We start from the raw sequence: 26,712 nt of genomic DNA on the forward strand, positions 1-26,712 counted from the left end.
GTATTTTAGTTTATCTATTCATCTTGATTATGATCCAAATTTATCTGATCTACCGGCAAGCTGCATCAGAATGTCCATAACATTATAGCTTGTTATACGCAATGATCCACTTGCTGATGACAATTCATCAAAAAGATGAACGCCATCGTTCATAACGCCATCCGTATAAAATACTATGGGCACGGGATCGCCAGAATGATCCTTGAATGAACATGGTGTACTGTGGTCTCCCGTAACGCATATAACTGCATGGTCTCCGATTGACTTCAGTGGTTCCATGGCCCTGTCAATATCCTCTATGACATCCCTCTTGAGAGGATAATTTCCGTCATGGCCGGCCACGTCTGTGGCCTTTATATTTACGAGCACAAAGTCATGGCTGCTGGTGAGATCAACGGCTTTCTCTATCTTGCCCCTGTAGTTTGATCCCACGGTTCCAGTTGCCCCGGGCACATCGAAGACATCCATCCTGAGCAGCCTGCACAGTCCCTTGAGCCATGGGCTTCCTACTACACAGGCACCCTTCATGCGGTTCTTCTCCGTGAATGATGGTATTGCAGGTACCTTGCCCGCGCTCCTGACCAGCAATTCGTTTCCAGGCAGCCTTCCGTTTTTAACTCTTTCCTTATTAACCCTGTGATCCGATAGTATGCGCCTGGCCTCCTCAAGGTATGCGTTCATCACCTCGGCGGTTCTGTCCCCGGATGGATCCGTTGGTCTTATTTTCTCAGGAGGTAACCCCTCCCTGTGGGGATCGGAATCTCCTATCATATCGGACAGATCGGGCCCGGAGACAACAAGAGCAGCACGGTGTTCCACACCGCTTTTGACTCTGAAGCTGTACTCGCCCATATCCAGGCTTATGGCATCAGCAAGCTCCTCGTTGCCCTTATTTTCGCGGCCCGCACGTCTGTCAACGATGACGCCGTCTCTGTTCGTGGCGAAATTCGCCCTGAATGCCAGGTCTCCTGGCCTTATATCCATGCCAAGGCCGAGTGCTTCGAACGGCCCCCTCCCCGGATAGTATACCTTCGGATCATAACCGAGGAGGGACATGTGAGATGTATCGGAACCGCACCTTATCCCCGGGGATATTGGGTGCATTATTCCATTGATCCCGTGAGACGCCAGCCAGTTGAGATTCGGCCTGAACGCGGCCTGCAACGGTGTCCTGTTCTGCAGATCTGATCCGGGTCTGTCCCCAAGGCCATCAAGAACTATAAGAATGATGCTCTTCATCATGCGATTGATTTTCATATTAGATATAAAGAATGAGGGCTGGATCTTAAATTCATCTAAAATATTGAAATAATATTATAGAATATCGCAATAGAATAATTCCATGCGCCATCCTTCGCGAAATATTTATAAATGTATATTAATACAGGGCTTCTCAGATCAGGCCTCTCACCGCATAGGCTTCCTGTGCGGCCGTATAGGAGTATGGCTTGAACCTGTCCAGTATGGGCAGATCATCGTATGATACCTTATCCATGACGTTGAGGTACTTTAGTATGCCCTGCACGGCTATATCCCCGTCCCTGACAGCGCTTATCAGATCCCTGTTGGGGTTTGTTGAATCTCCGCCGGAGAAAACCCCCTCTATTGAGGTCATGCCGTTCTGGTCCACGATGGGTTCACCGTGTGGATTTAGCCGGAGTTTTTTCACGTAATCGCCCAGGAAGGAGTAATCAGTCTCCTGGCCTGTAGCCTCTATTACCATGTCCACCTTTATGGTGTACACCTTGTCCTTTATCGGAACAGGCTTGGCCCTTCCCTTGCCCTCCTTCACCATCTCGTTCATCCAGTACTTCATGGCCACGACCCTTCCATTCTCCTTCACGTATTCAAAGGGCGTAACCTCCCATACGTACTCAACCTTTTCCTCTTCGGCTTCATCCATCTCCTCATCTGCGTTCATGCTGGGGTAACCGGGACGATCGACATCCCTCCTCCTGTACATTATGTAAACGTGCTTGGCACCGAGGCGAAGTGAAGTCCTGGCCGAATCGTTTGCCGTGAAGCCTCCGCCTATGACGGCAACGGTATCTCCAACATCTATCCTTTCGCCGAAACTCACACGCTCGAGGAATTCGGTGGCGTGCATCACGTTCGGTGCATCGCTGCCGGGAGTCCCGGTCATCCTTGGCTTGTGATTGCCCACGCCGAGAAATACGGCATCGTATTCCTTCATTATCTGATCGAACGAGATGTCGCGGCCCACCTTTGTGTTCAGCTTCACGTCAACGCCGCGGGATACAACATAGCCTATCTCCTTGTCCAAGACGCTCTGCGGCAGCCTGTACCTGGGTATTCCGGTCTTCATGAAGCCTCCGAGGGCTGGCCTCTCCTCAAAAAGCGTTACCTTAACACCCTGCAGGCTGAGATAGTAGGCCACTGTGAGTCCAGCCGGGCCGCCACCTATGACCGCAACCTTTTTTCCTATGAACTTTCTCTTCTGTGGCCTCAGGATCTCTCCATAATCGTCGAATTTATCAGCAGCATATCGCTTCAGGTGCCTTATGGCTATCGGACCGCCTCCGTCATACATCACGCAGATATCCTCGCACATGTGTGTGCATACCCTCCCTATTATGGCCGGAAAGGGAAGCGTTTCCATTATGATCCTCACGGTCTGAGCCGGATCACCCGCCGCGGTGCTCCTTATGTAGCCCGATATGTCTAGGCTTGCGGGGCATGCAGCCGAGCACATGTTGCATCCAAGGCACCTGCTGGCCTCTGCTATGGCTTCTTCGTCTGTATAATTATCCAGCGGTTCGATATCGAAGGTCTTAACCCTCTCGTCGGGATCCGCCTTTTTAATCCGGACTCTTTCAAAACTCAGCATGGGATCACACCTTTGCTATCCTATTTTGACTAATAAACATTCTTTAGTGCCTCCGCATAATTTCGATATCGCCTGCAATTTCATCGTTTTGACTATGTGCTTGATCATATGTGCGGTACCACAAGCATCGCAAAGAACAGATTGAAGAGCACAATTATGCTCAGCGCAATGTAGAGCCTGTTCTTTGTCAGATAGAAGGATATCAGGGCAATTACGACGCTGGTTATTGGAGTGAATACCAGAACCCACAGGCCCGTGGCTATGAAGAATATCCCGTCCAGATGGACTAGGCCCTCCGGTATGAGACCCAGATATATGTATTTTGAATTGACCTTCAGCTGTGGATTGTAGCTTGCGATCTGCGCCAGTGAGAAGCCAGACCCGCCATTTTTTACGAAGATGAGTATGACGCCGAATATTATGAAGAACATGCTCACCGAAACACCGATTCGCAGGGCGTAGCTTATTGCGAGATCTCTGTCAAAGCGCATCATGCATCACCCTTTTCCTCAATCCTTTTCATAACACGGTACATTATTATTATGGCAACTATGGATATCACGGTGGATATGGCAAACTGCGTATAAGGCGATATCAGTATCACTTTGATTATGTAGAAGCCCTTGAGCACCATCTGTATGCCCAGGAACATCAGGATGGCAAAGAATATCCACCTTATGCTCCTGTTCGTTATGCGCACCAGGATCTTCGCTCCGAGGAAAGCGCCTATCAGTACACCTATTGCCGTTGCCGCGGCTATGAACGGCTGTATGTACCCGGCATACCAGTATATGGAGCTGCCTGTGGCAGCGGTTATCCCTATCATGAAGTTGCTGGAAGTTGTCGTCACCTTCATGGGCAGGTTTATGGCCCAGTCCATGCCGAGAACCTTCAGGGCACCGCTTCCAATTCCGAGAAGGCCAGATATCATCCCGGCAAAGAACATTATTATCTCACCAAGCCACCACCTGACTCCAGAGTATTCGACGTTCTTGTGCAGGCGCGCATCATAGTACGACCCTGAGAGCTGGAAAACCCGCGTTGTCCAGTCAGGCTTGAGCATCTTCGGTATCTCGTACTTTCCACGCTGTATCGTCGGTACGAGTGACCCGAGCAGAACAAAGCCGAATATGACATATATGAGCCAGGAAAGATGGTGGTCATAGATGAACACGGCGGTCAGCGATCCCACTATTGCGCCGGTGGTTGTCGCAACCTCCAATCCAACCCCCAGCCTGATGTTCGCTATCTTCTCCTTTGCATAGGCGCTTGCGGATCCTGCACTGGTGGCTATTGTTGATATCAGACTTGCACCGGTGGCGTATATGATCGGTATGCCATAGAAAAGGGTCAGAACCGGGACCAGAACCGTTCCGCCCCCAAGCCCAGTTAAGGATCCGATCAGGCCGGCGATGAAGGCACCGGCAACTATTGAAAGGAATCTGACGATGATCTCAATGAGAGTTAACATACCGTGCGATATCACCTTTTTTTATAAATTGTTTATCGTTATCGGCCAATCATTAGAACAGAATCGTTATTATTTATTTTTATTATGACAATGATCCGACACAAAATGTTAATTATCAGTAAAAAATGGGGATCTATGGACAGGGACGAAGCCGTATCAAAGATTACGGAAGATCTAAAAAAGCGCTACGCAGACCTCAAAATCATCGGCGCGGAACCGCTGAAGCATGACGATACGCTCAAAGAGTATTCGATAATAGTGAAGTACAAGGTCAGGAATGAGGATAGGGCCACCGTTTACTACTTTGATGAGGCAGGAAACATACTGAGGCATTTCAACCTGTGAGGCCTTTGCCCGATTATTGAATATAAATACTCATCTTTTCTTACCAGAACTAATTATGAATATGCATCGTTCGAAGGGCACCCTTAATTTTACTTTGTTTCGGGGGATTTCAGGATCACAAAATACGATAATAATTTAGAAGAATTATCAGCACATACTCCTTATATTCTTATATTCAGTCTAAATATTATGAAAACCATCCTTATAGTTATTGCGGTTGTAATGGTCACGTTGATGACACCTGCAGTCGCCCTAGCCGCATCTGGAACGAGCTCCATCTCCGTTACGCCCACAAGCCTTTCAATACCTGCTGGATCATCCGGTACATTCAGTTTCAAGGTGAATCTGGTTTCCGGGTCCACATGGGGAACCTCTGTGTCCGCGAGCGCTCCCAGCGGTATAACGGTATCGTTCAGCTCCGGATTAAGTGATCCACCATTTTCAGGAACGGCTACGGTGGTGGTGGCAAAATCGGTGGCACCTGGAACGTATACTGTGCAGATAAGCGCATCTGGAGATGACCCGTCTTCTTCACCGGCCACGGTCACCGTTGATGTTACCAATGCGACGGTCTCGTCTCCGCCACCTGTGACTCCGGCCGTGCATGTGAATTACGTGCCTTTCGTCATCGGAGGGATCTCCATGGCACTCTTCGTGGTATTCCTGGTTCTTTTTTCCATATTCTTCTCCGCATACGCCTTTGTGATAAGATCAGTTTCCTTTGCAGTCACCGCGGCTGTTGCCGTATACCTGATTGCCTATGACCGCGTTCTTTTCACATCCGCCTACGATCACTGGATCGGCCTTGTTGTCTATCTAATACTGTCCGTGGTGATGTTTGCCATCTCACTGGCCGGATCTCCGGGCATTAAAAAGACATCTCTGTACGCTCTTGCCGCGGGTAACGTCCTCCTGGGCATACTGATGATATCAGATACCATTGCAGGGCTTCCCGTTTCATCTCTTGCCGGTGTAACGAAGAATGTTGGTTGGAACTACCTCTTCGGTTTCGGTACTACATCCATCTCAACGGTTTCCATTTCGCTGGCATTCACGATACTGCTGGTATTCACCGGCATATACGCTGGTTCGTCACTGGCCTCTGCCAGATCCGCGTCGAGATGATTCGACGCCGTCATTGTTCAAGCTGATGATGCCTGCACCGGGGAATCCATGAGATGCGATGAATAGCCATAAGGACATGATGAAGATTAAAATGCAGGATTCAGTTAGCTTCAGGATGGAGTTCAGAGAATTCGGGAAGACAGGTGAAAAGATTTCAAAGATCGGCGTGGGGACATACTACGACGTTGGCTGGATGTTCCTGGCAAGGTTCGGTAGGAAGTCCGGTTCGGAGATGAAGATCAGGGCCATACGTACTGCGGTGGAGAACGGCGTCACACTTATCGATACGGCGGAGGTCTACGGAAGCGAAGATCTGGTTGCCAGGGCCATAGAAGGCGTTGACAGGGAGAGTCTGTTCATAGCCACAAAGGTGTGGATAACTCACCTCTCATACGATTCTGCCATAAAGGCATGCAAAAGGAGCCTGAAGAGGCTCAACATGAAATACATCGATCTTTACCAGATTCACTTTCCATCCCCAATAGGAGACATCGAGGGTACGCTGAGGGCAATGGAAAAGCTGGTGGATGATGGCCTCATCCGGTACATCGGTGTGAGCAACTTCAATCTCGATCAGCTGAAGCATGCCATGGAGGCCATGAAAAAGTATGAGATAGTTAGCAACCAGGTTCATTACAGCCTGAGGCACAGAGATCCTGAAACTGATATGATTCCCTTTGCAGAGAAGAACGGTATGGCAATACTGGCATGGTATCCGCTCGAACACGGCGATCTTGTGCGGGACGAAGCGTATCCCACTGCATTTCTCTCAGATCTGAGGAAAAGGTATCCGGAAATGAGGGCGTCACAGATAGCACTGAGCTATCTCATGGAGGCGAACAGCAACGTATTTCCGATACCCAGGGCATCGAATCCCGATCATGTCCTCGAAAACATAAACAGCGTGAAGTATCATCTCTCGGAGGGAGAAATAAAAATTCTGAAGGATAGTTTCAGATCTCTCTGAGTAATTCAATTTTTTCTGAATAGACCAGGGCCTACTGGAATAGTTCCGGGCTTCATGGAGTTTATCACGATGGCGAAGCTGGTGTATGCGGCAAACAGGGCCGCCAGAATGCCGAAATAGCCGCCGGCATGCGTCAGTGCAACTGATGAATATATTGCGCCTGCGCCCAGGGTGAAGAATGCGAGGAACAGGAAGAGGAAAGTGAGGTTCAGTGTGAGGGAAGCCATCATTGCGCCGCCCCACATGTATAGCGTGAATATTCCCCATAGGATCAGAGCCCAGCCCACCGCAACGGAAGGCAGCGAGGAAACAACATGCAGGTCAGCGAACAGCACCATCAGGGCGTAAAACATCCAGAACGATCCGTAACTTGTGAATGCCGTGAATCCGAATGTGTTGCCTCTGCGCATCTCCCATGATCCTGTGACCAGCTGTGCTAACCCTCCGTAAGCGAATGCAAGAGGCAATACTACGCTGACGCCAGATGAAGGTATCAGGCCGGCATTGATGAAGCTCAGGAGAAATGTTGTGAAAGCAAAGCCAGCCAGTCCCAGTGGAGCCGGATCTGCGCCTATGACCTTTCCGAAAACGTTTTCCACCGTTTCACTCACCTCCGGCCTCTCCCTTGAAGGCTTCAATTGCGCTCTTGATCTCGTCCACAGAGGTGGAATCCTCCAGAGTCGTTAGATCGCCAGGTATCTGGTTCAGCGCCACAGCTTTCACGACCCTCCTCATTATCTTGCCGCTCCTCGTCTTCGGCAACAGTTTCACGATCCTGATCTCGTCCGGAACGTATATCGGGCCAAGATCAGCCCTTATCCTCTTGCGTATCTCCGAGATGAGTTCGTGCCTGTCGGCGTTTGCGTCCTTGGGTACAACGAATGCCGATATTGCCTCGCCCTTTACCGGATCGGGCTTTCCGAAGACGGCAGCTTCAACGGCAAGGCCTGTGGCTACTATGGCATCCTCGATCTCGATCGTACCAAGCCTGTGCCCTGATACGTTCATGACCTCGTCGGATCTGCCCAGGAGCCAGTAGTAGCCATCTTCGTCCTTCACCGCATAGTCGCCGCAGTAATAGTAGCCGGGGAACTTGGAGAAGTATGTTTTTACGTATCTCTCGTCGTCGTTGTTGACGGTCATCAGCATACCTGGCCACGGTCTCCTGAAGACTATGTAACCCTTCTCGCCGGTACGCACCTCCTTTCCCGCGTCATCAAGTATTGCAGGATCTACGCCAGGAAGCGGAAAAGTCGCAGAACCAGGCTTCAATGGTGGCAGGCCGAGTCCCCTCTGCGGTGCGATCATGAAACCTCCGGTCTCCGTCTGCCAGTACGTATCGATTATCGGGCACCTGGAGTTGCCGATGATCTCGTAGTACCATTTCCAGGCAGCCGGATTTATGGGTTCTCCAACCGTTCCGAGAACTTTCAGGGTGCTCAGATCATGCCTCTGCGGGTACTTCTCTCCGAACTTCATCAGCGTCCTTATAGCCGTGGGGGAGGTGTAAAGGATGTTCACGCGGTATTTTTCTATGATCTCCCATAGCCTGTCAGGTTCGGGATAGGTTATCGATCCCTCGTACATGATGCTCGTCAGGCCAAGGATCAAGGGAGCGAATACTATGTAGCTGTGCCCGGTTATCCAGCCTATGTCTGCAGCGCACCACCATCTGTCATCCTCATCAGGATTGAAAGCCCACTTCAGCGTGCTGGCAACCCATACGGAATAGCCCCCGGTGCTGTGCACAGCTCCTTTGGGTTTTCCAGTGGTTCCAGAGGTGTAAAGGATGAAGAGCGGATCGTTCGCGTCCATATGTTCCGGCTCAACGTACGTATGCGAATCACCAACGATCTCATGATACCAGATATCCCGATCCTCAACCATGTTCACGTCATTCCTGGCATGCTTTATGACGATCACGTTTCTGACCGTGGAGGTCATCTCAAGGGCCTCATCCGCTATCTTCTTTAGCTCCACCACCTTGCCGTTTCTGAAACCTCCATCTGCAGTTATCAGCAGTACGGCCTTTGAATCGTTTATCCTCTCTGCCAGTGCACCTGCACCGAAGCCTGCGAAGACGAAAGAGAATACTGCACCTATCCTGGCCGCGGCCAGCATGGCAACGGGCGCTTCGATTATCATGGGCAGGTACAGTACTATCCTGTCTCCCTTCTTTATTCCGAGGTTCAGGAGGGCTTTGGCCAGGTTGTTTATCCTCCTGTAAAGTCCATCGTACGTCACTATCTTTTCTTCACCATTTTCGCCAACCCATATGTATGCGGCCTTATTCCTCCTGTGCTGCTCCAGGTGCCTGTCAACTGCGTTGTACGACACGTTGAGCTTTCCGCCCACAAACCATCTGTAAAACGGCTTCTTTGAATCGTCGAGGATCTTGTTCCATTTGGAATACCATGTCAGTATCTCGGCCTGTTTTGCCCAGAAATTCTCAGGATCTTCCAGGGATTTCCTGTATATCTCGCTGTACACGTTCATGCCGGGGTTGTAGACCTCGTTCATGGGTAATGTTCCCTTTTCGCTTTCCATGCATTATCATGTGCTGCACATATTTATATATTTTGATATCTAGATATAATGACAATAAATATTATAGTTAAGATATAATATGAATATATCATTGGGATTTTAACTCAAGCACGCCGAGCGGTCTATACGCAGCGTTTCGGACAGGCATTATCCATGATATTTCATGTGGTTCGGCAATAATGATTTTTAACCTGTTCAAGATATGGGATGGATAAGATGGCGCATACAGGAATTAGATCCTTCCGATCCGAGATATCCAGGGATGTTTATGAGGAGGCATGGTTAACTGTCATGGCCGGAAAGGGCCACAGAAGGGTTCACCTGATCCGCAATGGAAGGAGAATAATGGTGATGGACTTCAACAACGATGATTTTGATGTTTGGAACTACATAAAGGAAGCGGTGAATAGAGAGGGATATGTATCTGCCGTGCTGAGATCTATGACCGAGGAGATGCATCCAAAGAAAAAGGAGCCATTTATGGAGGTCAGGGGCTTCCTTCTGTATAAAAAGGATTCGAAAATATACTGGGAAATGATCTCAGCGCAGGACATGATGGATGCAATGCAGCATGATGCAGTGACCGGAAAGAAGATAAAGGCGGATCCGCTTGACATCTACTGCGGTGCTGATGGCGAATGCCTGGATTACATGGGGCGTTCAATAGTTTTTGTTAAGAAGGCCAATCCACTGTACGGCCATTAGGAATCATTATTGAAATGAAAATGCATCGAGAAGGAAACCTGGACTAAACGGACATCTCTTGCATACTGCCCATGCTGAAGTCAAAGCATTCATGCTGCTTCACTGGGAAATTAAAGTGCTATGATCCTTCCGTCATGGGATTATGCGTTCTGGATGCGAATAGATGTTGAATCTGTTATTCCTCACGAAGCAAACCAGGGTTATACCTACAGCCTCTGCAATCTGTATCGCCAAACTTGAGGGTGCAGATACAGAACTGACGATTGGAAAGCCCGCTAAAAAAGCCTTCTCCACGATCTCGAAGCCGGCACGCCCGGATACCATGAGCACACTGTTGTCTGTATCTTTGCCTTCCAGCAGGGTGTATCCAACAACCTTGTCAACTGCATTGTGCCTGCCTATGTCCTCGCAGACGGCATGTAGGCGTCCCTGAACATCAAATAAGGCCGCGGCATGTACCCCGCCAGTTTTCAAAAACAGCGCTTGTGCCCTGCCCATTGCGGTTGGGAGACCCAGAATTGTTTCGGAATCAATCCTGGTGTCCGTTCCTATCTTTCCATGGCGGATCAGTAGGTCGGCGATGGTTGATCTGCCGCATATCCCGCATGCAGAATTTAAGAGCCTGGAGTTCACATTGAAGCCGATCCTTTTCCCTATCTTAACGGTGGCATGGTTCTGATGAGAGACACCGTCCTCATCCACACCTTCAAAGCCCTCTATATCCGATATCCCGGAGATTAAACCTTCGGAATATAGAAAACCTGCTACAAGATATCGATCCATGACCGGGGTGCGCATGATAACCCCGGCTCTGACTGTTATGCCGTCAGGGCCAAGAATATCTATGGCAAGAGGCTCTTCCACGGCTATGCTGTCCGATGCCTCGAGAAAACCTGCGTTACGCAGGTATGATATAACCCTGGTCTTTGAAGACCCTACGGCAGACTCATTTACTTCCATCTCCACCATTTCCCCCGCCAAGCGATCCTATGATCGCGAATAGAACGCGAAGACCTGCTGCAACTTCCGGATTCTTCATCATGGCGTTGATCTTCATGAGGCTGAGACCAGCATGCTCTCTCTGCTTCTTCGCTCCATTTATGGCCTCTATTATGCCGTTCGTGATCTTCGTGAGCATCTCAGTGTCAAGCGAGCTCACGAACAAGTACATTATCAGGGCATTATCCAGAAATCTCCTGTTTGTTTCCTCCGCTGCTTCTCTTGATAAAATGGACAATATGTCATTCTTATTATCCGCAAGCGCCTTGATCATGTCAAGCAGACCGGATGATCTCAGGCTGCTCGCCAGATCCATCAGGTATTCTAATATTTCCTTCTCGCTCTGTACACTTTCCTGCATTTCAACCTGATCAATTTTCTTTGCCATATCAATCACCGGTCAATTTTATGTAATCGCTGCGCTTCCACTTCTCTTCCACCATTACTCCCCTCTGCGGGTGGGGCTTTCCGTATCTTGGATTGGTTCTTGGCATGGGGCTTTCCCCATGACCGCCCTCTATCTTTTCCATCTTCACCGGAAGCTCCTTATAGGCTGGCGTATGCGCGGTCGGATCCATCAGCCTGCTGGTAAGGTTGTTGACAGCAGAGTCCCCGCCTGAGTTCATGGGCATGTAGAGTTCCTTTCCCGAGACTCTGTCCGTAACCAGAACGCGAACCTTTATGCTTCCCCATTTCGAGGTGATCCTGACAAGGTCTCCATCCTTCAGTCCGCGTTCCGCAGCGAGTTCTGGCGAAACCTCCACGAAGGTGCCAGGAACCTTTTCCTTGAGGCCGGGAGACCGATAGGTTTCATTGCCCTCATGGAAGTGCTCAAGTATTCTGCCATTGTTCAGATGCAGATCGAATTCCTGGTCCACAGTCAAGGGCGGACTGTACTTCAGGGGGTAGAACCGGGCCTTTCCGTCAGGGAAATTGAATCGATCAGTGTACAGCAGTGGTGTATCCTTTCCACCATCGGACACAGGCCACTGAAGGCTTCCAAAGCCCTCTAGCCTCTCATATGAAACGCCCGCGAATATAGGTGCGATCTTTGATACCTCCTGCATTATCTCAGATGGATGCCTGTAATTCCAGCCTGCACCAAGTCTGTTCGCAACATCCTGTATTATCTGCCAGTCTGGCCTGGAGTTCCCCAGGGGTTCCATCACCCGGTATATCCTCTGGATCCTGCGCTCAGTGTTCACGAATGTACCCTCCTTCTCCACGCTTGCTGCCGCGGGCAGGACAACATCGGCATATTTAGCCGTCTCTGACAGAAACATGTCCTCAACTACCAGGAAATCCAGCTTTTCCAGCTGCTTCCTGATGTATTCTGAATCTGATCCGGTTTCAACCAGTTCCTCACCAACAACGTACATTGCCCTGATCCTGTCACTGTTTATGGCCTCAAGGCAGGTGTTATTGTCGTAACCTGGCTTATCCGGTATCTGGCATTTCCAGTACTCCTCGATCTTTTTTCTCGCCTTTTCATCACTGACGCTCTGGTATCCTGGAAGGTATGCGGACATTGCACCGAAGTCGCTGGCACCCTGTACGTTGTTATGCCCGCGAAGTGGATAGCCGCCTGTTCCAGGCCTGCCATAGTTGCCCGTCAGGAGGAGAAGATTGGACAGGGCTGTCGAGGTATCGCTGCCAGCCTGATGCTGCGTGACGCCCATGGCCCATATCACCGCCATGCTCTTTGCCTCGTGTATCATCGTCGCAATTTTCCTTATATCATCGGCGCTTACGCCAGACACCTTCTCAGCAAATTCAAGGGTAAATGGTTCAAGGCTCTTCACGTATTCATCGTAGAAGTTCACCCGTTTTTCAATGAATTCCCTTGCCTGCCATCCCTGATCCACGATGTACTTCGCCACCGCATTTATCCATACGAGGTCCGTTCCCGGCCGCGGGTGTATGAAAACATCCGCCCTTCTTGCCATCTCATGCATGCGGAGATCAGCAACTATGATCTTCTGGCCATTGAGCTTGTGCGCACGTTTTATCCTGGTTGCAATAACGGGGTGCGACTCTGCGGTATTTGTTCCCACGGCCAGTATGAGATCGGATACGTAGAGATCACTTATTGATCCTGCATCACCGCCGTAACCGACCGTCCGCCACAGGCCGGTGGTTGCAGGGGCCTGGCAGAACCTTGAGCTGTTGTCAACGTTGTTTGTTCCGAATACCTGCCTGGCAAGCTTCTGCACCAGGTATGCCTCCTCGTTCGTTCCCTTGGAAGATGCTATGAATTCTATGGCGTCCGGCCCATACTTCTCCTTTATCTCCCTTAACCTTGACGCAATCAGATCAAGGGCTTCGTCCCATGAGGCCATCCTGAATCTGTCGCCATCTCTTATGAGCGGTTCCGTTAACCTGTCTGGGCTGTTGACAAAGTCCCATCCGAACTTTCCCTTAACGCATGTGGATATGCCGTTTGCAGGTGATTCCGGCTTTGGCTGAACCTTAAGTATCTTCCTTCCGACCGTCCACATCTCAAAGGAACAGCCGACACCGCAGTATGTGCATACGGTCTTTGTCTTCCTGATCCTCGTCTCCCTCATCTTTGACTCGATGTTGCTAATTGCCATCACCGGCCGCATGGTTATGATCGGTTCGAATGCCTTCACCAGATCGATCATCGTATTCTTGGTCTCAGTATCGAGGTCTGTCAGATACCCTGCATTTCCGATCATGGTCTTCTCCATCAGGGCGTTGACCGGGCATACGGTTACACAGTGACCGCATGAAACGCATGAAGATTCATTGATCTTTGATCCGTCGTCCCAGACAACCCTTGGCCTTTCGAGCGACCAGTCTATGTGCAGCGTTTCATTTACCTGAACATCCTGGCAGGCTTCCACGCAGCGTCCGCAAAGAATGCACTGCGAAGGGTCGTACACGTAAAACGGGTTCGAATCATCAACATCGTATGGTTTCCTGCTGAACGGATACTTCTGCTTATCGATCTTCAGATCAAGAACGGCATTGTGGAGCTCGCAATCACCGTTGTTGTTGTCGCACACAGTGCAGTAAAGGTTGTGATTCGCCAGTATGCGCTGTACGGCCTCCTTTCTGAGATCCTTAACTCGATCCTCTGAGTATACAACATTCATGTTCTCGTGCACTTGGGTGGCGCATGATCGGACGATCTTGCCGTCCGCCTCCACAAGGCAGGTGTCGCATGTCTGGATTGGCCCAAGGCTTGGATGATAACAGATGTGGCTTATGTCCAGACGGTTTCTCATCATCACCTGCAGTACTGTTTCGCCATCATTGGCATCATAACTTCTGCCATCAATTGATATGGAAAATGCTTTTTCTGACATGCAATGATCTAAACTGATTATCACTATATAATCATTTCTGATTATCACTATATAATCATTTTTAAATTGATAAAGATAAAAATTGTAATTTATATTATCTGCATTTAAGTTATTCGAGGCGTCAGAGCGGCAGATGCATTCCCAGTGCAAACGTGGTTACGGCTGCGAAGAACAGATACATCAGCCATGTACCGGTGACCAGGTGGAAGAAACCCTTCGCCCTTGTCCATGTGGGGGATTTCATGAGGCTCGCCGGTATGTCTGTTATGTACACGAACGCCAGGAGCACGAACAGCGTTGCAACGGGTATATCTCCAGCTTTGAAGAATACGAAGGCGCCTGTGATGCTGATCCATAGAAAAGCTATGGCCATGAAGCCGTCTACCGTCGTGTCTCCCTGAACGTATTTGTTGATTCCAAGTGCGAACCAGTGAACGCCGTATGCCGTGAAGGCAGTTGCAGCCATATACAGAATCGGAGTCGCCTGAAAAGCAGAGAATATGGTCAAGCCAAGGAACAAATACGTACCGGTAATGAACTGCATGAATCCCGGCATCCATATTCCCCATTGGCCCAGAACCTTGTTTACCTTTTCAGTGGTCTCCTTCGGTATCCTGAAGAATTCCCAGCCTCCCCAGACATAGTACCCGGTACCCAGGCCGAAGAATCCTATCGCCAGCGGAGGAAGTGGACTCATTACCATAAATGCTATAATTGCAATATATATAAAAATATTTTGTATTGAATTTCAGATTTAATTATGATGGAGGCTATTTCTCTTTTACGTTTACGTGTATTTTATGGTCCATATTCGTAATTTTGCCATTTATGGATCATACGACACAATATCATTATGTTGTCTCTTTTAAATTATGTTGATAAATTATCATTATGTCTAAATATTTATGTATTAAAGACATCAGTTTACAAATAAATTTAATTTCATTACTTTTTGCAAACATTTAAATACTAATTGTTATAAAGTCATGTAATGATAGAACAAGACACGTTTGTCAAGTCTACAGCCTCCGATAAGAGGTTCCGAAAGGAGCTTACGACTATTGACCTCCTGTTTCTGAGCCTGGGAGGAATAATCGGGTCGGGATGGCTGTTTGCGGCAGCAGGAGCGTCCATGCTGGCCGGGCCCGCAGCCGTGCTATCATGGATAATCGGTGGGCTCATCGTGCTCGTCATTGCTCTGGTGTATGCGGAACTTGGTGGCATGATACCGAGGTCCGGTGCGATCGTAAGGTACGGTCAGTACTCCCACGGCGGCCTTGCTGGATTTCTCTTCGGGTGGGCATACTTTTTGAGCGCCGTATCCGTCCCGGCCATAGAAGCTGAGGGTGTGATAACATACGCTGGTACCTATGTTAAGGGACTCGTAACTCCAACCGGTGTACTGACAGCAGTCGGAATATTGCTGGCAGCAATACTCATGCTCGGGTTCTTCTTCTTGAACTACTTTGGAATCAAGGTCATGGGGAAGACAAATACGGGCATGACCTGGTGGAAGCTGATAATTCCATCAGCAACCGTAGCGCTTCTTCTTACGGTGCATTTCAACATAGGCAACTTCTTCCTCAAAACCGGCTTTGTCACATATGGGTGGTCGAGCGTATTTGAAGCAATATCCGTATCCGGAATAGTGTTCTCGTATCTAGGTTTCAGGCAGGCGCTTGACTATGGAGGAGAAGCAAAGAACCCACAGAGGTCGGTTCCGATAGCGACGATACTGTCCGTTGTAATAGGAATAGCGCTTTACGCGCTCCTGCAGGTGGTCTTCATCGGGCAGGTTAACTGGGCGGCCGTTGGCGTCGCGCCTGGTCAGTGGTCAGCGCTGAGCGGAGGTGTTGTAACGGCACCATTCGCAACGCTTGCAAGCTCTGCTGGCCTCGTTTTCCTGTCCTACTTCCTCTTTGCAGACGCTTACGTATCGCCATCCGGCACGCTGAATGTGTACCTGGGCACATCTCAGAGGACGCTGTATGGGCTGGCCACCCTTGGCTATCTCGGCAAATCAATGTCCGACGTTAACAGAAAGCACCGTGTGCCAATACTGCCCCTCATCGCTTCTCTTGTAATAGGATACATATTCTTCGCTCCGTTCCCAAGTTGGTACAAGCTCGTTGGTTTCATATCCTCGTCAACAGTGTTCACCTACATAGTTGGCGGCTCGGCCCTGCAGGTATTCAGGAGGGAGGCATCGGAACTGAAGAGGCCCTTCAGGCTTAAGGGCGCTTCAATACTTAGCCCGATAGCATTCGTCGGCGCCACGCTCATAGTCTACTGGAGTGGGTGGCCTCTTGTTGCCTATCTTGTCATAGCCATACTCATAGGCCTTATAGTCTATGCCGCATTCTACCTTGCCGGAAAGTCCGCCATAAACATATTCTCCGGTAAGCACTTCAAGGGCGGTGCATGGCTTCTCGCATACATGGGAGCAATAACACTGCTGTCCTATTTCGGGGAGAAAGCATACGGCGGAACAGGGCTGATTCCGTTCCCATGGGACTTTCTGGTGATGATATTGGTGGCCATAGGCTTCTACTTCTGGTCTGTGTACAGTGGGTTCAAGACCGATGAGATAACAGAGATAATAGAATCGGGCATGCAGTATCTGCCATCAGAGGAGGCGGCTCAGGCCCCAGCAGGGAAGAAGTGATGGATCTATTTTATGGATCCTATAAGGTCAGATGTATAATTTAAATCTTAGAACCATATTATTTTTTTAATAATTAAATATTCACAGTCCGTTGTATGTAGTTCTACCTGAAAATAAATGTTGAAATAATTAAACCAAATGTGATTGCATGGTCTGGTATCCCGCAATTGAGCAGAGGAAGGCTCAGGGTTTATTGAAGGTCAAGGTGGCCGGTACTGAGGTGTTGATAGTAAACGATGATGGGCATATATACGCAACGTCTCCCTACTGCACACACGAGCAGTTCGATCTCTCGGATGGATTTCTTGATGACCACAAGATAGTCTGTACAAACCACTTTGCATCCTTCGATCCCAAGGACGGATCAGTGGTCAGCCCACCGGAGGGCGCGGGAGAAATATCGCCCATAAAAACGTATCCTGTCCGCATAGAGAATGGGATGATACTTGTGGACTTGCCATAGGAGAACGGGATCGTCATGAAACTGCTTGTTTTTGTGAAGCAGGTTCCTGATGTAAACAAGATAAAGTTCGATCCTGAAACGAAGAGGATCGTGAGAAAGGATGTACCCCTTATGATGAACTCCTTCGATAAGAAGGCGGTGGAGGAGGCTATAAGAATATCAGAACGTCATGGATGGGAAACCTGTGTGGCAACGATGGGGCCACCACAGGCAGTGGAGGTTATAAATGAGGCTCTGAGAATGGGGATAGAACGCGGATATCTGATCACGGATCCTTCACTGGCCAATTCGGATACGCTGATCACGTCGCGTGTGCTTGCGGCCTTTGCCCTCAGGTATGGCCCAGATCTTGTGCTGATGGGAAAATATTCACTGGATGGAGAAACCTCACAGGTACCGGCCGAGGTATCTGCACTGATGGGCTGGCCATACGTGCCATCTGTATCGAAGATCATGATATCCGATCATCTGGAACTTGAACAGGAGTTAGAGAATGGCATTTATACCTGCTCGGCACCGCTTCCATGCGTTCTGTCGCTTAGCGAGAAAATCAACAGGGCCAGGGCCATCAAGCCAGATACGCCGCAGATGTATGACAGAATAGTACAGATCGATACAAAATGGCTCGGGCTGGATCTGGATGGCGGCAGGGATTCTCCAACAGCTGTCATAGGAACCGAACAGGTTAACAGTAACAGAAGCCCTGTTTTCATAGATCCTGGAGCTGATATGTACCGGCAGATAATGGAGATAATTAGGGTGTCAAGGAAAAACGACAGGATGAAGACCATCGATCTGAATTATGCGGAGTTCAGAGGGGAGGCGTGGGCAATAGCCATTGACAGTGAGAATGCATCGCTTGAAATAGCATCCAAGGTCGCAGACATCGCTTCGGAAAACTCATTTTACGTGAGGGTGATAGGCAATGTAGAATTCAGTGATCCACGGTCTGTGCCGGCTCACCATGTGGATATTATATCCGGAACAGATGCGGTTGGCCTCTCTTATTATATTGTCGATGAAATAAAGAAGCATAGCCCCGAGTTCTTGATCTTTCCGTCTACGGTGACTGGTAGGCAGATATCTTCCCTTGTTGCGGCAAGGTTTGGTCTAGGATTGACAGCCGACTGCGTGGACCTTTCGTATGGTGATCGCGGTCTATTGCAGTACAAACCGGCTTTCGGCGGTGGGGTCATAGCAGAGATTATATCCCGGAAAAAACCGGCGATGGCCACTGCAAGGCCGGGCATGTTTAGGAAGGTGAAGGTAAACATAGAGCCCAGCATATCGCACATGTCTCTTGATCCCGCTGGCCGGATAAGGTATGGTCAGTTCATACCTGTGCCTCAGGAGTTCAAACCTCTTGAAGGATCAAGGCTGATACTAGGTATAGGCCGCGGCTTGAAGCGAAAGGAAGACCTGCCGAAAATAATGGAGCTGGCATCAATGCTTGGCGCCTCCGTTGGCGGTTCAAGGCCCATAGTGGACATGAATTATATCCCAAGGCAGCAGCAGATAGGCCTTACAGGAAGCGCTGTATCACCTGATGTGTACATAGCACTTGGAATCTCTGGTCAGGATAATCACATTGTGGGATTGCGATACGCAAGAAAGATCATAGCGGTGAATACAGACAGGAACGCTCCAATATTTCGCTATTCAGATTATGGGATAATCATGGATCTGATGCAGTTTGTTGAAGGCTTCCTGCATTTTCTCAATGCTTAGTGATTTCTGCGGGGAACATCTGTGGCTTTCAATGCACGAATCGGATCTATAATCGAGTTATGGATTAATGGTGGAATCTTTCTGATTTGCATGACCGTTTACCGCTATTCTAATGGAATTCAAGATCTGGTGAGAATACCTCTGATTATGTGTGGAGCCATCGCCTTCAGAATACGATTTTACTTTTATGAAATTAGGATGTTGATTCTTGATATTATAACATGGATTCTCTTCATTTAGCTTCGAGTCAAGATTTTTTCCATTTCCTGGCCTCTCCTGATATTTTCGCCCATCAATCCGGCAACCTCTTCCTGTATAACATTGCAATTTGAAATAACACCTGCAATCGGAATCATCCTGTCTGGGTTTGTTATTTACGCCAGAAACAAGTCTCTGAATCTTCCCCTGGCTTCCGCCGTCAGAAACTGGTACTTTCACCATCCGAAAAAATGAGATAATAGATGCCGTTGTGTATTGCTGCATTATCTATTGAACCCTTAAGGGAAGAAGGAATAAGGCCTATCAGGAGCTAAAGAAGGAAACCTTGGACGATTCAAAATCACAAATTTTTTGATCTTATCGAAATCTAAATAAAAGGTATGGGGCCGTTGAGAATTGAACTCAAGTCACCAGCACCCCAAGCTGGCAGGATACCAAGCTACCCCACGGCCCCTCACGAAAATGGCATTATTTCGCTTATGAGATCAACGTGCGATACGATCATGCGCCTGCAGCAGTATCTCTCTATTCCAAGATCATCGAAGATCTTCTCGATCTCCTCTGGACTGGGATCCCTGCCTTCTGCCTTTATTTCATTAACACGTTTGATGTATCGCCCGTAATCTGACGCAATAACTCTGCCGCAGCTGAAACACCTGACAGGTATTATCATTCCAGATCACCTGTAGGACTTCTGCTTCTTGGCTCTTGCGCCACGACCACCGGCCTTCTTTGGGAGTTTTATGCGGACGTCGTTGACTATGAGTGTACGGTCATACTGCCTGAACAGGTTTTCAAGTTCGGTGTCGTTCAGGTATTTGACGATCGCCCTAGCTATTGCCGTGCGTGATGCGTCGGCCTGGCCAGTGACACCGCCACCCCTGACCTTTACTGCTATGTCCAGATCCTTCGCCTTATCTTCAGCAATAAGCAGGGGCTCCATTATCTTATTGCGAAGAACCCTTACAGGATAAAGCTCCACGGGATATCCGTTTATAGTCACTATGCCTTTGCCCTTCTTTGCAACTGCGCGGGCAACCGCAGTTTTTCTCTTACCGGTAGTTATCACGAAATCCATATTCAATAACCTCCAAGCTCCTTCGACAGATCTCCAAGCGTGATTATGCCTGAAACCTTATCTGTCACAACGCCATCCACTTTCTCGACTTTTTCCTTCTCAATATCAGGTGGGGTATTCCGGTATACCCTGCATCTTGCAAGAGCTTCTTTTCCCTTCGTTATCTTCTTTGGAAGCATGTCACCTATGGATCTTCTGAGTATATTTTCGGGAGTCTTTGGATAGTACGGACCCTTTCTCACGCTTCCAATATCAAGGCGCTCTTTGAACTTTTCTATTATGAATTCCTTATTTCCGGTTATCACAGCTTTCGACGCATTAACTATGGTTATCTCTTCACCCTCCAGAAGCCTCTTCGCAACGTAAGCAGATAACCGTCCATAAATAGCTCCGGAAGCATCAATCACTCTCATGTTCTTACCTCATTATCTTTACGTTTGTACCTTTGGGGTTGTCCTTAGCAATTTCAGAAATGTTCATGAAGGCGCATCCAGAATTAGACAGCTTCTCCATTGCTGTCTTTGAAAATTTATACGCACCAACGGTAACCTTCTTGCTAATTTTACCAACGCCCAGAACATACCCCGGAACAACTATTATATCACCGTCTTTAGCATATTTATCTATCTTTGACAGGTTAACAGAGGCGTATCCTCTCCTTCTTGAAGCGAGTCTCTCAGCGATATCCCTCCAGAGTTTAGAGCCGCTTTCCCTAGATATATTCGCAAGGGTCTCTATCTCCTGGGTCAAGGCTCTGCTCACCTTATTTGAGACATCCAATGACATTGATCAACACCGATAGACTGCAAATAATGCGACCTTAATAAATATTGTGATTTATTCGGAGATTCGAAGACCGCCTCTCATCAGGATTGATGCTTTCGCACAAAAGCTCACCCACATCGCCCTTCATATTGCAGATCTTCAATTGCTCTCACGTTTCTGAGGCGCCGCATTTTGATGATCGCTCTGAAAGCCATCTTGAAGGCTCACAGAAACCTGAATATCAGCACAAGTACGAATATTATGGCAAGGTATGGGCTGCTGTATATGAAAAGCTTCAGCGAATTCTTCCTGTCTGGGTGCCTGACAAAGACAATGGAGTAGAATATCATCGGTACCGCTATGGCTGAGGCCAGTATCATATAAACCATGGGCATAACTCTGAAGAAGGCAGGTATTATGGAGAATGCGAAGAGTATTATGGCAGCCGAGGATATGCATATGGCTGATATCCTGTCGTTGTGTATGGAAGTCATCATCGGTACATGTGCCCTATTGTAATCGTCCCTGTATCTATAGGCGAGGCTCCATACATGGATGGGTATCCAGACAACCACAAGAAGGAACAGGAACCATGGAAGTATTGAGAATTTTGAAGTAACGGTATACCAGCCTATCACGACAGGAAAACCACCTGAAAAACCACCCAGGATTATGTTCCATGGGGTTCTTCTCTTAGTCAGATACGAATATATGAATACATTATCGAAGAGCCCTATTCCCATAAACAGTGCAGCGTATAACTTTCCAAAAGCAGCAAGAATTGCGATGGAAAGAAACATCAGTACAAGACCGAATAACAGTCCATTGATTGGCTTTATCTGCCCGGTAACCAGAGGCCTTTTCATGGTCCTTGACATAACAGCATCTATGTCCTTATCTATATAGTTGGTTGTTGCCTCTGCACCCATGGATCCTAGCATAACTGCAATGGTGGCCAATACTATTAGTGAAATATAATGCAGATTGAAATACGGTATCGCTATCACGGCACCGATGGCGCCGACAAAAACGAGCAAAGACCATACCTTCGGCTTTGTGTAGGAGAAGTAAAGCATCGCCTTGCTCGTCATATGGATTAATCCATTTGAAATAGATTAAGTTTATGTCCTGACGACGAAATATGTGGTATCACTGGATAATTGGACTCAGCCGGTATAGAAATATGAATGCAATTTATAATTCCATATATGTGTCACTCAGAGTTTTTCTAATTCTACATTAAGAATTTATAACCTATATCATCAGTTAATCTATGCGTTCGGAGAAAGATATTCATATGACGGGTTCCTGCGCAGTTCAGAAACGGTTATACCTTTTAATATAATAAAGGGATAGAACTGAGTTCATGAAGAGCTTCTTGGATTGGGAATTGGAGCTTCACAGCAAGGTTGAGGAGGTGAATGCCAGGCTCCTCGAAACGGTAAAGAGCGAAGAGCCTGATCTAGACCGGATGGCAAGATACACCATAGAAGCAGGTGGGAAGAGGTTCAGGCCCCTTCTAACTATACTAGCGTATGAATCGAGCACCGATGAACCCTACTTCAAAATACTGGATCTTGCAACGGGATACGAACTCATACACACTGCCAGCCTCATACATGACGATATAATCGATAACTCCCCCATGCGCCGGGGGCGTCCAACGCTCAGCTACAAGGAAGGTGTGAACAACGCAATAGTTGTTGCAGATTATCTTTTCGCAAAGGCCTATGAACTCGGCTCAAGGTATGGTCCGATCGTCTCGAAGGTCATGGCCGATGCATCCAGCAGGCTTGCGGAAGGACAGATCCTAGAAGCTGTGAATCTGGGCAATCTCAACATAAGTGAGGATACTTACTACAGAATAATAGAAAACAAAACCGCGCATTTCTTTGAAGCATGTGCCAGAGGAGCCACGATTGCGGCGAATGCTGATCTTAACACCAGAAATATGCTATCTGGATTTGCATTCAATCTTGGGATGGCTTTTCAGGTGACCGATGACATACTTGACATAACAGGCGATGACAAGTACACAGGAAAGCCAACCTTTGTAGACATAAAACACGACGCACTGACATTGCCCATAATATACGCACTTCATAATTCCGATGAGAATGACAGGGATAAGATCGTCGGCATGATCAATGGAAGCATTGAGATCGATAAGGATCTGTTAAAGAGGATATTCCTAAGAAGCGGAGCGATAGACTACTCCTTCGGTATAGCAAAGAGATTCATAACCTCGGCCATGGACTATCTGAAGAATGTCACAAGATCTCCAGACATCGATCTGCTGATGGAACTTGCGCTGATGGTCATCGACCGTATTGAAATTTATGGATGAATATTTAGAAATTCTGTTAGATGGTGAAATGATGATGTATCGAATACTGCTATTGATAAAGAATGAGGTATTGAAATGAGACCAAGAATACTGCTTTACACTGGAAAAGGTGGCGTAGGAAAAACGTCTATTGCCGCAGCAACTGGAGCCCTGCTCTCATCAAAGGGGCACAAAACGCTGATCATATCAACCGATCCTGCTCATAGCCTCGGGGATGCCTTTGGCATGGAAATAGGTCACAGCATAAAGCAGCTTGCCGATAACCTCTACGGGCAGGAGGTCAGCGTTGTGCAGTCCATAAACGAGCACTGGGGTGAACTGAAGGATTACCTTAGATCCCTATTCTTATCCCAGGGCCTTGATCCGGTTTCCGCGGATGAAATAGCGACGCTTCCAGGTTTCGAAGAGGCATCTGAGCTTCTTTACCTGAGAAACTACTATTACGATGAGGAATACGACACCATAATAATGGACAGCGCGCCTACTGGGGCAGCATTGCAGCTCCTTTCGTTCCCTGAAGTCATGACATGGTATATGGACAAGCTTTTTCCAATAAGCAGGAAAACTGCAAGGGTCGCACGTCCATTGTTGAAACCGTTCGTGGATATACCGCTGCCGGAAGACGCCGTTTTTGAAAACATAGATCTGCTGTATCGCCAGCTGACGGATATAAGGAAGATACTCACGAATAATGATGTGACATCGATCCGGCTTGTAACGAACCCGGACAATATGTCGTACAGTGAGACAAAGCGTGCTTACACCTATCTCCTGCTGTATGGATATCCGGTTGACGCGGTTATAATCAACAAGATCCTGAGCGATGAAACAGGCGATTTCTTCGAGAAGATGCGTGGCAGCCAGAAGGATATAATAACGGAGATGGAAAATTCCTTTGTCGACATCAAAATCTTCAAGGCAAGACTGCTGCAGGAGGAGCCTATAGGTATAAAAAAACTGATCGAACTTGGCAAGCTGATCTACGGGGACGAGGATCCATACAAGGTATTTTACAAAGGTACGCCGATAAAGTACACCAAGAACGGAGACAGGTACATACTGAAGATAAAGATGCCGTTCGCAGAGAAGGAAAAACTCAACCTGTTCAACCATGGCGGGGAACTGACCATTGAGATAGCAAACTGGAAGCGCGTCTTCTACTTACCAGAATCAATATCGGATAAGAGGCCGGTATCGGCGGAATATTCAAATGGATATTTGAATGTAATACTTGAGTGATCGCATGGATATAGAGATCACAATCAAGGTTTCCAAGAAAACATACGAGAAACTTGAACGCCTATTTTACCTGATAACACTGCCGAGAAACTTCGAGGAGTTCCAGAAAGAAATAAGGAAGGAGACGGCACCGAAGAAGGAGAGCGAAAAGGACAAGTTCAGAAAGATAGAGATAAAATGAAATGCGTATTCATAAATGAAGATCGCTGAAAATTAATATACATTTTTTCACTCCTATTGATATGAAGGCACTTGTAGAAGATGATCTTTTTTCAAAGATAGGTCTCGATGACGTGAACTCCGGTGTTTATGATGGTGAATGGGTCAAACCATCGGGAAAGATGCTAACAGTGAAGAGCCCGATAGATGGCAGTGAGGTTGCCAAGATCTCCCTCGCAACGAGGGCTGATTACGACAGGCTTGTATCCAGGGCGATTGAGGAATTCAAGAAGTGGAGGATGATACCGGCACCGAAGAGGGGCCTTATCATAAGGGAAATAGGGGACGAGCTCAGGAAGGAGAAGAAGAACCTAGGAAAGATCGTGACCATAGAGGCTGGCAAAACTCCATCGGAGGGTGAGGGCGAGATACAGGAGATGATAGACATATCGGATCTGGCCCTCGGGCTTTCAAGGCAGCTTTACGGTCTTACTATAGCCAGCGAACGCCCGTATCACCGCATGTATGAGCAGTGGGTTCCCCTCGGGCCAGTTGCGGTCATAACATCATTCAATTTTCCGGCATCTGTCTGGTCATGGAACGCCTTCATAGCTGCCGTTGACGGTGACGTTGTAATATGGAAGCCATCGTCCAAGGCTGCGCTCACAGCAGTGGCTGTCATGAAGGTTATAGAGCGCGTCCTGAAGAGAAACAATGCTCCAAACATTTTCTTCCTCATGGTCAGCTCCGGTTCAGAGGGCGGAGACTGGATAACGAACGATCCGAGAATACCGCTCGTATCGTTCACCGGATCCGTACCTGTGGGCAAGAAAATATCTGAAAACGTTGCAAAGCGCCTGGGAAAGAGCATACTCGAACTTGGCGGCAACAACGGCGCGATCGTTTCAGACAAGGCAGATATAGACCTCGCACTGAGGGGCGTTGTCTTTGGAGCCCTTGCGACCGCGGGCCAGCGCTGCACAACCACGAGGCGCGTGATCGTACAGGAGAAGATATATGACCAGTTCCTCGAAAAACTAAAGAATGCGTATTCCACGATAAAAGTCGGCGATCCAAGGGAGAAGGGGGTTCTCGTTGGTCCGCTGATAGACGAGGATGCGGTTAAGGACTATGAGCATGCCATAGACCTGGCCATAAAACAGGGCGGCAAATTGATATTCGGAGGAAAGAGAATTACAATAAAGGGCCTGGAGGGAGGGCATTACGTAATGCCCACCATAATTGAGGCAAAACCGGACATGCCGATAGTGAAGGAGGAGACATTCGCCTCTATACTGTACGTGATGAAATACAGGACCATCGAGGAAGCGATAGAGATACACAACTCAGTTCCACAGGGTCTGTCCTCATCCATATTCACCACAGACCTGCGTGAGGAGGAGGCCTTCCTGTCTCCATATGGTTCAGACTGCGGTCTTGCGAACGTGAATACCAGTACGGCCGGTGCGGAGATTGGCGGCGCCTTCGGCGGCGAGAAGGACACAGGTGGCGGAAGGGAGAGCGGAAGCGACGCCTGGAAATACTATATGAGAAGGCAGACCGTCACGAAGAACTGGGGCCAGACACTGCCGCTGGCACAGGACGTGGTATTCGAGTTCTGAAAAAACAGAGAGACTCCTTCTATTCATATTTTTAATTTTTAGATTTTGAGCAATATTGCGCTATTGCTTTATATTCTGAATAGCAGCG

At 48.2% G+C, this 26,712-nt stretch carries 26 protein-coding genes and 1 tRNA gene; 11 read left to right on the top strand and 16 right to left on the bottom strand.

Annotation, left to right across the window (positions count from 1 at the left end; translation table 11 throughout):
* Positions 1-27: 27 nt before the first annotated feature.
* From TA_RS02160 to TA_RS02175, 4 genes are all read right to left on the bottom strand, one after another.
* On the bottom strand, positions 28-1,242 hold the full coding sequence (locus TA_RS02160; protein WP_010900840.1) for a 2,3-bisphosphoglycerate-independent phosphoglycerate mutase: 1,215 nt from the start codon (positions 1,240-1,242) through the stop codon (positions 28-30).
* A 151-nt stretch (positions 1,243-1,393) separates the two neighbouring features.
* Positions 1,394-2,848 carry an NAD(P)-dependent oxidoreductase gene (locus tag TA_RS02165; protein ID WP_010900841.1) on the bottom strand — a complete coding sequence of 485 codons (1,455 nt, stop codon included), beginning with the start codon at positions 2,846-2,848 and terminating at the stop codon, positions 1,394-1,396.
* A gap of 104 nt (positions 2,849-2,952) precedes the next feature.
* The gene (locus tag TA_RS02170; protein WP_010900842.1) at positions 2,953-3,342 is read right to left on the bottom strand and encodes a DUF1634 domain-containing protein; all 390 of its coding nucleotides are present in this window, start codon (positions 3,340-3,342) and stop codon (positions 2,953-2,955) included.
* On the bottom strand, positions 3,339-4,319 hold the full coding sequence (locus TA_RS02175; protein ID WP_010900843.1) for a sulfite exporter TauE/SafE family protein: 981 nt from the start codon (positions 4,317-4,319) through the stop codon (positions 3,339-3,341). The genes TA_RS02170 and TA_RS02175 overlap by 4 nt, the downstream gene beginning before the upstream one ends.
* A 135-nt stretch (positions 4,320-4,454) precedes the next feature.
* Between TA_RS02175 and TA_RS02180 the strand changes: the two genes are divergently transcribed.
* The 3 genes from TA_RS02180 (at position 4,455) to TA_RS02190 (ending at position 6,756) form a co-directional block, all read left to right on the top strand.
* Complete coding sequence (locus TA_RS02180) at positions 4,455-4,664, top strand: hypothetical protein (RefSeq protein ID WP_156778473.1); 210 nt, start codon at positions 4,455-4,457, stop codon at positions 4,662-4,664.
* A 189-nt stretch (positions 4,665-4,853) separates the two neighbouring features.
* Positions 4,854-5,789 carry a hypothetical protein gene (locus TA_RS02185; RefSeq protein WP_241761875.1) on the top strand — a complete coding sequence of 312 codons (936 nt, stop codon included), beginning with the start codon at positions 4,854-4,856 and terminating at the stop codon, positions 5,787-5,789.
* 91 nt (positions 5,790-5,880) lie between these two features.
* Positions 5,881-6,756, top strand: a complete 876-nt coding sequence (locus tag TA_RS02190) for an aldo/keto reductase (protein WP_241761876.1) — start codon at positions 5,881-5,883, stop codon at positions 6,754-6,756.
* Between the two features lie 5 nt (positions 6,757-6,761).
* Here TA_RS02190 and TA_RS02195 read toward each other — a convergent pair whose 3' ends face one another.
* Positions 6,762-7,367, bottom strand: a complete 606-nt coding sequence (locus TA_RS02195) for an acetate uptake transporter (protein WP_010900847.1) — start codon at positions 7,365-7,367, stop codon at positions 6,762-6,764.
* Entirely contained in the window at positions 7,360-9,303 is a 1,944-nt protein-coding gene (gene acs / locus TA_RS02200) for an acetate--CoA ligase (RefSeq protein ID WP_010900848.1), read from the bottom strand. The genes TA_RS02195 and acs overlap by 8 nt, the downstream gene beginning before the upstream one ends.
* Before the next feature lie 216 nt (positions 9,304-9,519).
* On the opposite strand from acs, the gene TA_RS02205 reads away from it, so the two are divergent.
* Complete coding sequence (locus tag TA_RS02205; RefSeq protein WP_156778474.1) at positions 9,520-10,008, top strand: hypothetical protein; 489 nt, start codon at positions 9,520-9,522, stop codon at positions 10,006-10,008.
* Positions 10,009-10,140: 132 nt separating this feature from the next.
* Here TA_RS02205 and fdhD read toward each other — a convergent pair whose 3' ends face one another.
* The 4 genes from fdhD to TA_RS02225 form a co-directional block, all read right to left on the bottom strand.
* On the bottom strand, positions 10,141-10,968 hold the full coding sequence (gene fdhD / locus TA_RS02210) for a formate dehydrogenase accessory sulfurtransferase FdhD (protein ID WP_083808338.1): 828 nt from the start codon (positions 10,966-10,968) through the stop codon (positions 10,141-10,143).
* The gene (locus TA_RS02215; RefSeq protein WP_048161578.1) at positions 10,955-11,395 is read right to left on the bottom strand and encodes a DUF1641 domain-containing protein; all 441 of its coding nucleotides are present in this window, start codon (positions 11,393-11,395) and stop codon (positions 10,955-10,957) included. The genes fdhD and TA_RS02215 overlap by 14 nt, the downstream gene beginning before the upstream one ends.
* 1 nt (position 11,396) lies before the next feature.
* Complete coding sequence (gene fdhF, locus TA_RS02220; protein ID WP_048161580.1) at positions 11,397-14,339, bottom strand: formate dehydrogenase subunit alpha; 2,943 nt, start codon at positions 14,337-14,339, stop codon at positions 11,397-11,399.
* A 121-nt stretch (positions 14,340-14,460) separates the two neighbouring features.
* Positions 14,461-15,042, bottom strand: coding sequence for a hypothetical protein (locus TA_RS02225; protein ID WP_010900853.1), 582 nt, complete (start codon positions 15,040-15,042; stop codon positions 14,461-14,463).
* A gap of 288 nt (positions 15,043-15,330) precedes the next feature.
* On the opposite strand from TA_RS02225, the gene TA_RS02230 reads away from it, so the two are divergent.
* The 3 genes from TA_RS02230 to TA_RS02240 all read left to right on the top strand — a co-directional run bounded on the left by TA_RS02230 (position 15,331) and on the right by TA_RS02240 (position 19,195).
* Complete coding sequence (locus TA_RS02230; RefSeq protein WP_010900854.1) at positions 15,331-17,004, top strand: APC family permease; 1,674 nt, start codon at positions 15,331-15,333, stop codon at positions 17,002-17,004.
* A 148-nt stretch (positions 17,005-17,152) separates the two neighbouring features.
* Positions 17,153-17,467 carry a Rieske (2Fe-2S) protein gene (locus TA_RS02235; protein WP_010900855.1) on the top strand — a complete coding sequence of 105 codons (315 nt, stop codon included), beginning with the start codon at positions 17,153-17,155 and terminating at the stop codon, positions 17,465-17,467.
* A 15-nt stretch (positions 17,468-17,482) separates the two neighbouring features.
* Entirely contained in the window at positions 17,483-19,195 is a 1,713-nt protein-coding gene (locus TA_RS02240; RefSeq protein ID WP_048161582.1) for an FAD-binding protein, read from the top strand.
* 600 nt (positions 19,196-19,795) lie between these two features.
* Here the strand turns inward: TA_RS02240 and TA_RS02250 are convergent.
* From TA_RS02250 to TA_RS02275, 6 genes are all read right to left on the bottom strand, one after another.
* Positions 19,796-19,868: transfer RNA gene (locus TA_RS02250), tRNA-Pro, on the bottom strand.
* Entirely contained in the window at positions 19,869-20,087 is a 219-nt protein-coding gene (locus TA_RS02255; protein WP_010900858.1) for a DNA-directed RNA polymerase subunit N, read from the bottom strand.
* Between the two features lie 6 nt (positions 20,088-20,093).
* Positions 20,094-20,492 (bottom strand): 30S ribosomal protein S9, encoded by a 399-nt coding sequence (locus TA_RS02260; protein ID WP_048161584.1) that lies wholly within the window; start codon positions 20,490-20,492, stop codon positions 20,094-20,096.
* A 2-nt stretch (positions 20,493-20,494) separates the two neighbouring features.
* Complete coding sequence (locus TA_RS02265) at positions 20,495-20,905, bottom strand: 50S ribosomal protein L13 (protein WP_010900860.1); 411 nt, start codon at positions 20,903-20,905, stop codon at positions 20,495-20,497.
* A gap of 4 nt (positions 20,906-20,909) precedes the next feature.
* On the bottom strand, positions 20,910-21,278 hold the full coding sequence (locus tag TA_RS02270) for a 50S ribosomal protein L18e (RefSeq protein ID WP_052295716.1): 369 nt from the start codon (positions 21,276-21,278) through the stop codon (positions 20,910-20,912).
* A gap of 203 nt (positions 21,279-21,481) precedes the next feature.
* Entirely contained in the window at positions 21,482-22,348 is an 867-nt protein-coding gene (locus TA_RS02275) for a heme o synthase (RefSeq protein WP_010900862.1), read from the bottom strand.
* 275 nt (positions 22,349-22,623) lie between these two features.
* Here TA_RS02275 and TA_RS02280 point away from each other — a divergent pair, with 275 nt between their 5' ends.
* From TA_RS02280 to amaB, 4 genes are all read left to right on the top strand, one after another.
* Positions 22,624-23,604 (top strand): polyprenyl synthetase family protein, encoded by a 981-nt coding sequence (locus TA_RS02280; protein WP_048161586.1) that lies wholly within the window; start codon positions 22,624-22,626, stop codon positions 23,602-23,604.
* A gap of 75 nt (positions 23,605-23,679) precedes the next feature.
* A complete protein-coding gene (locus TA_RS02285) occupies positions 23,680-24,843 on the top strand; it encodes an ArsA family ATPase (RefSeq protein WP_010900864.1) in 1,164 nt (387 codons plus the stop codon).
* 4 nt (positions 24,844-24,847) lie between these two features.
* Entirely contained in the window at positions 24,848-25,024 is a 177-nt protein-coding gene (locus TA_RS08225; RefSeq protein WP_173338151.1) for a hypothetical protein, read from the top strand.
* Between the two features lie 61 nt (positions 25,025-25,085).
* Positions 25,086-26,624, top strand: a complete 1,539-nt coding sequence (gene amaB / locus TA_RS02290; RefSeq protein WP_010900866.1) for an L-piperidine-6-carboxylate dehydrogenase — start codon at positions 25,086-25,088, stop codon at positions 26,622-26,624.
* Positions 26,625-26,712 lie beyond the last annotated feature (88 nt).

The organism is Thermoplasma acidophilum DSM 1728, assembly GCF_000195915.1.
Taxonomy (GTDB): domain Archaea; phylum Thermoplasmatota; class Thermoplasmata; order Thermoplasmatales; family Thermoplasmataceae; genus Thermoplasma; species Thermoplasma acidophilum.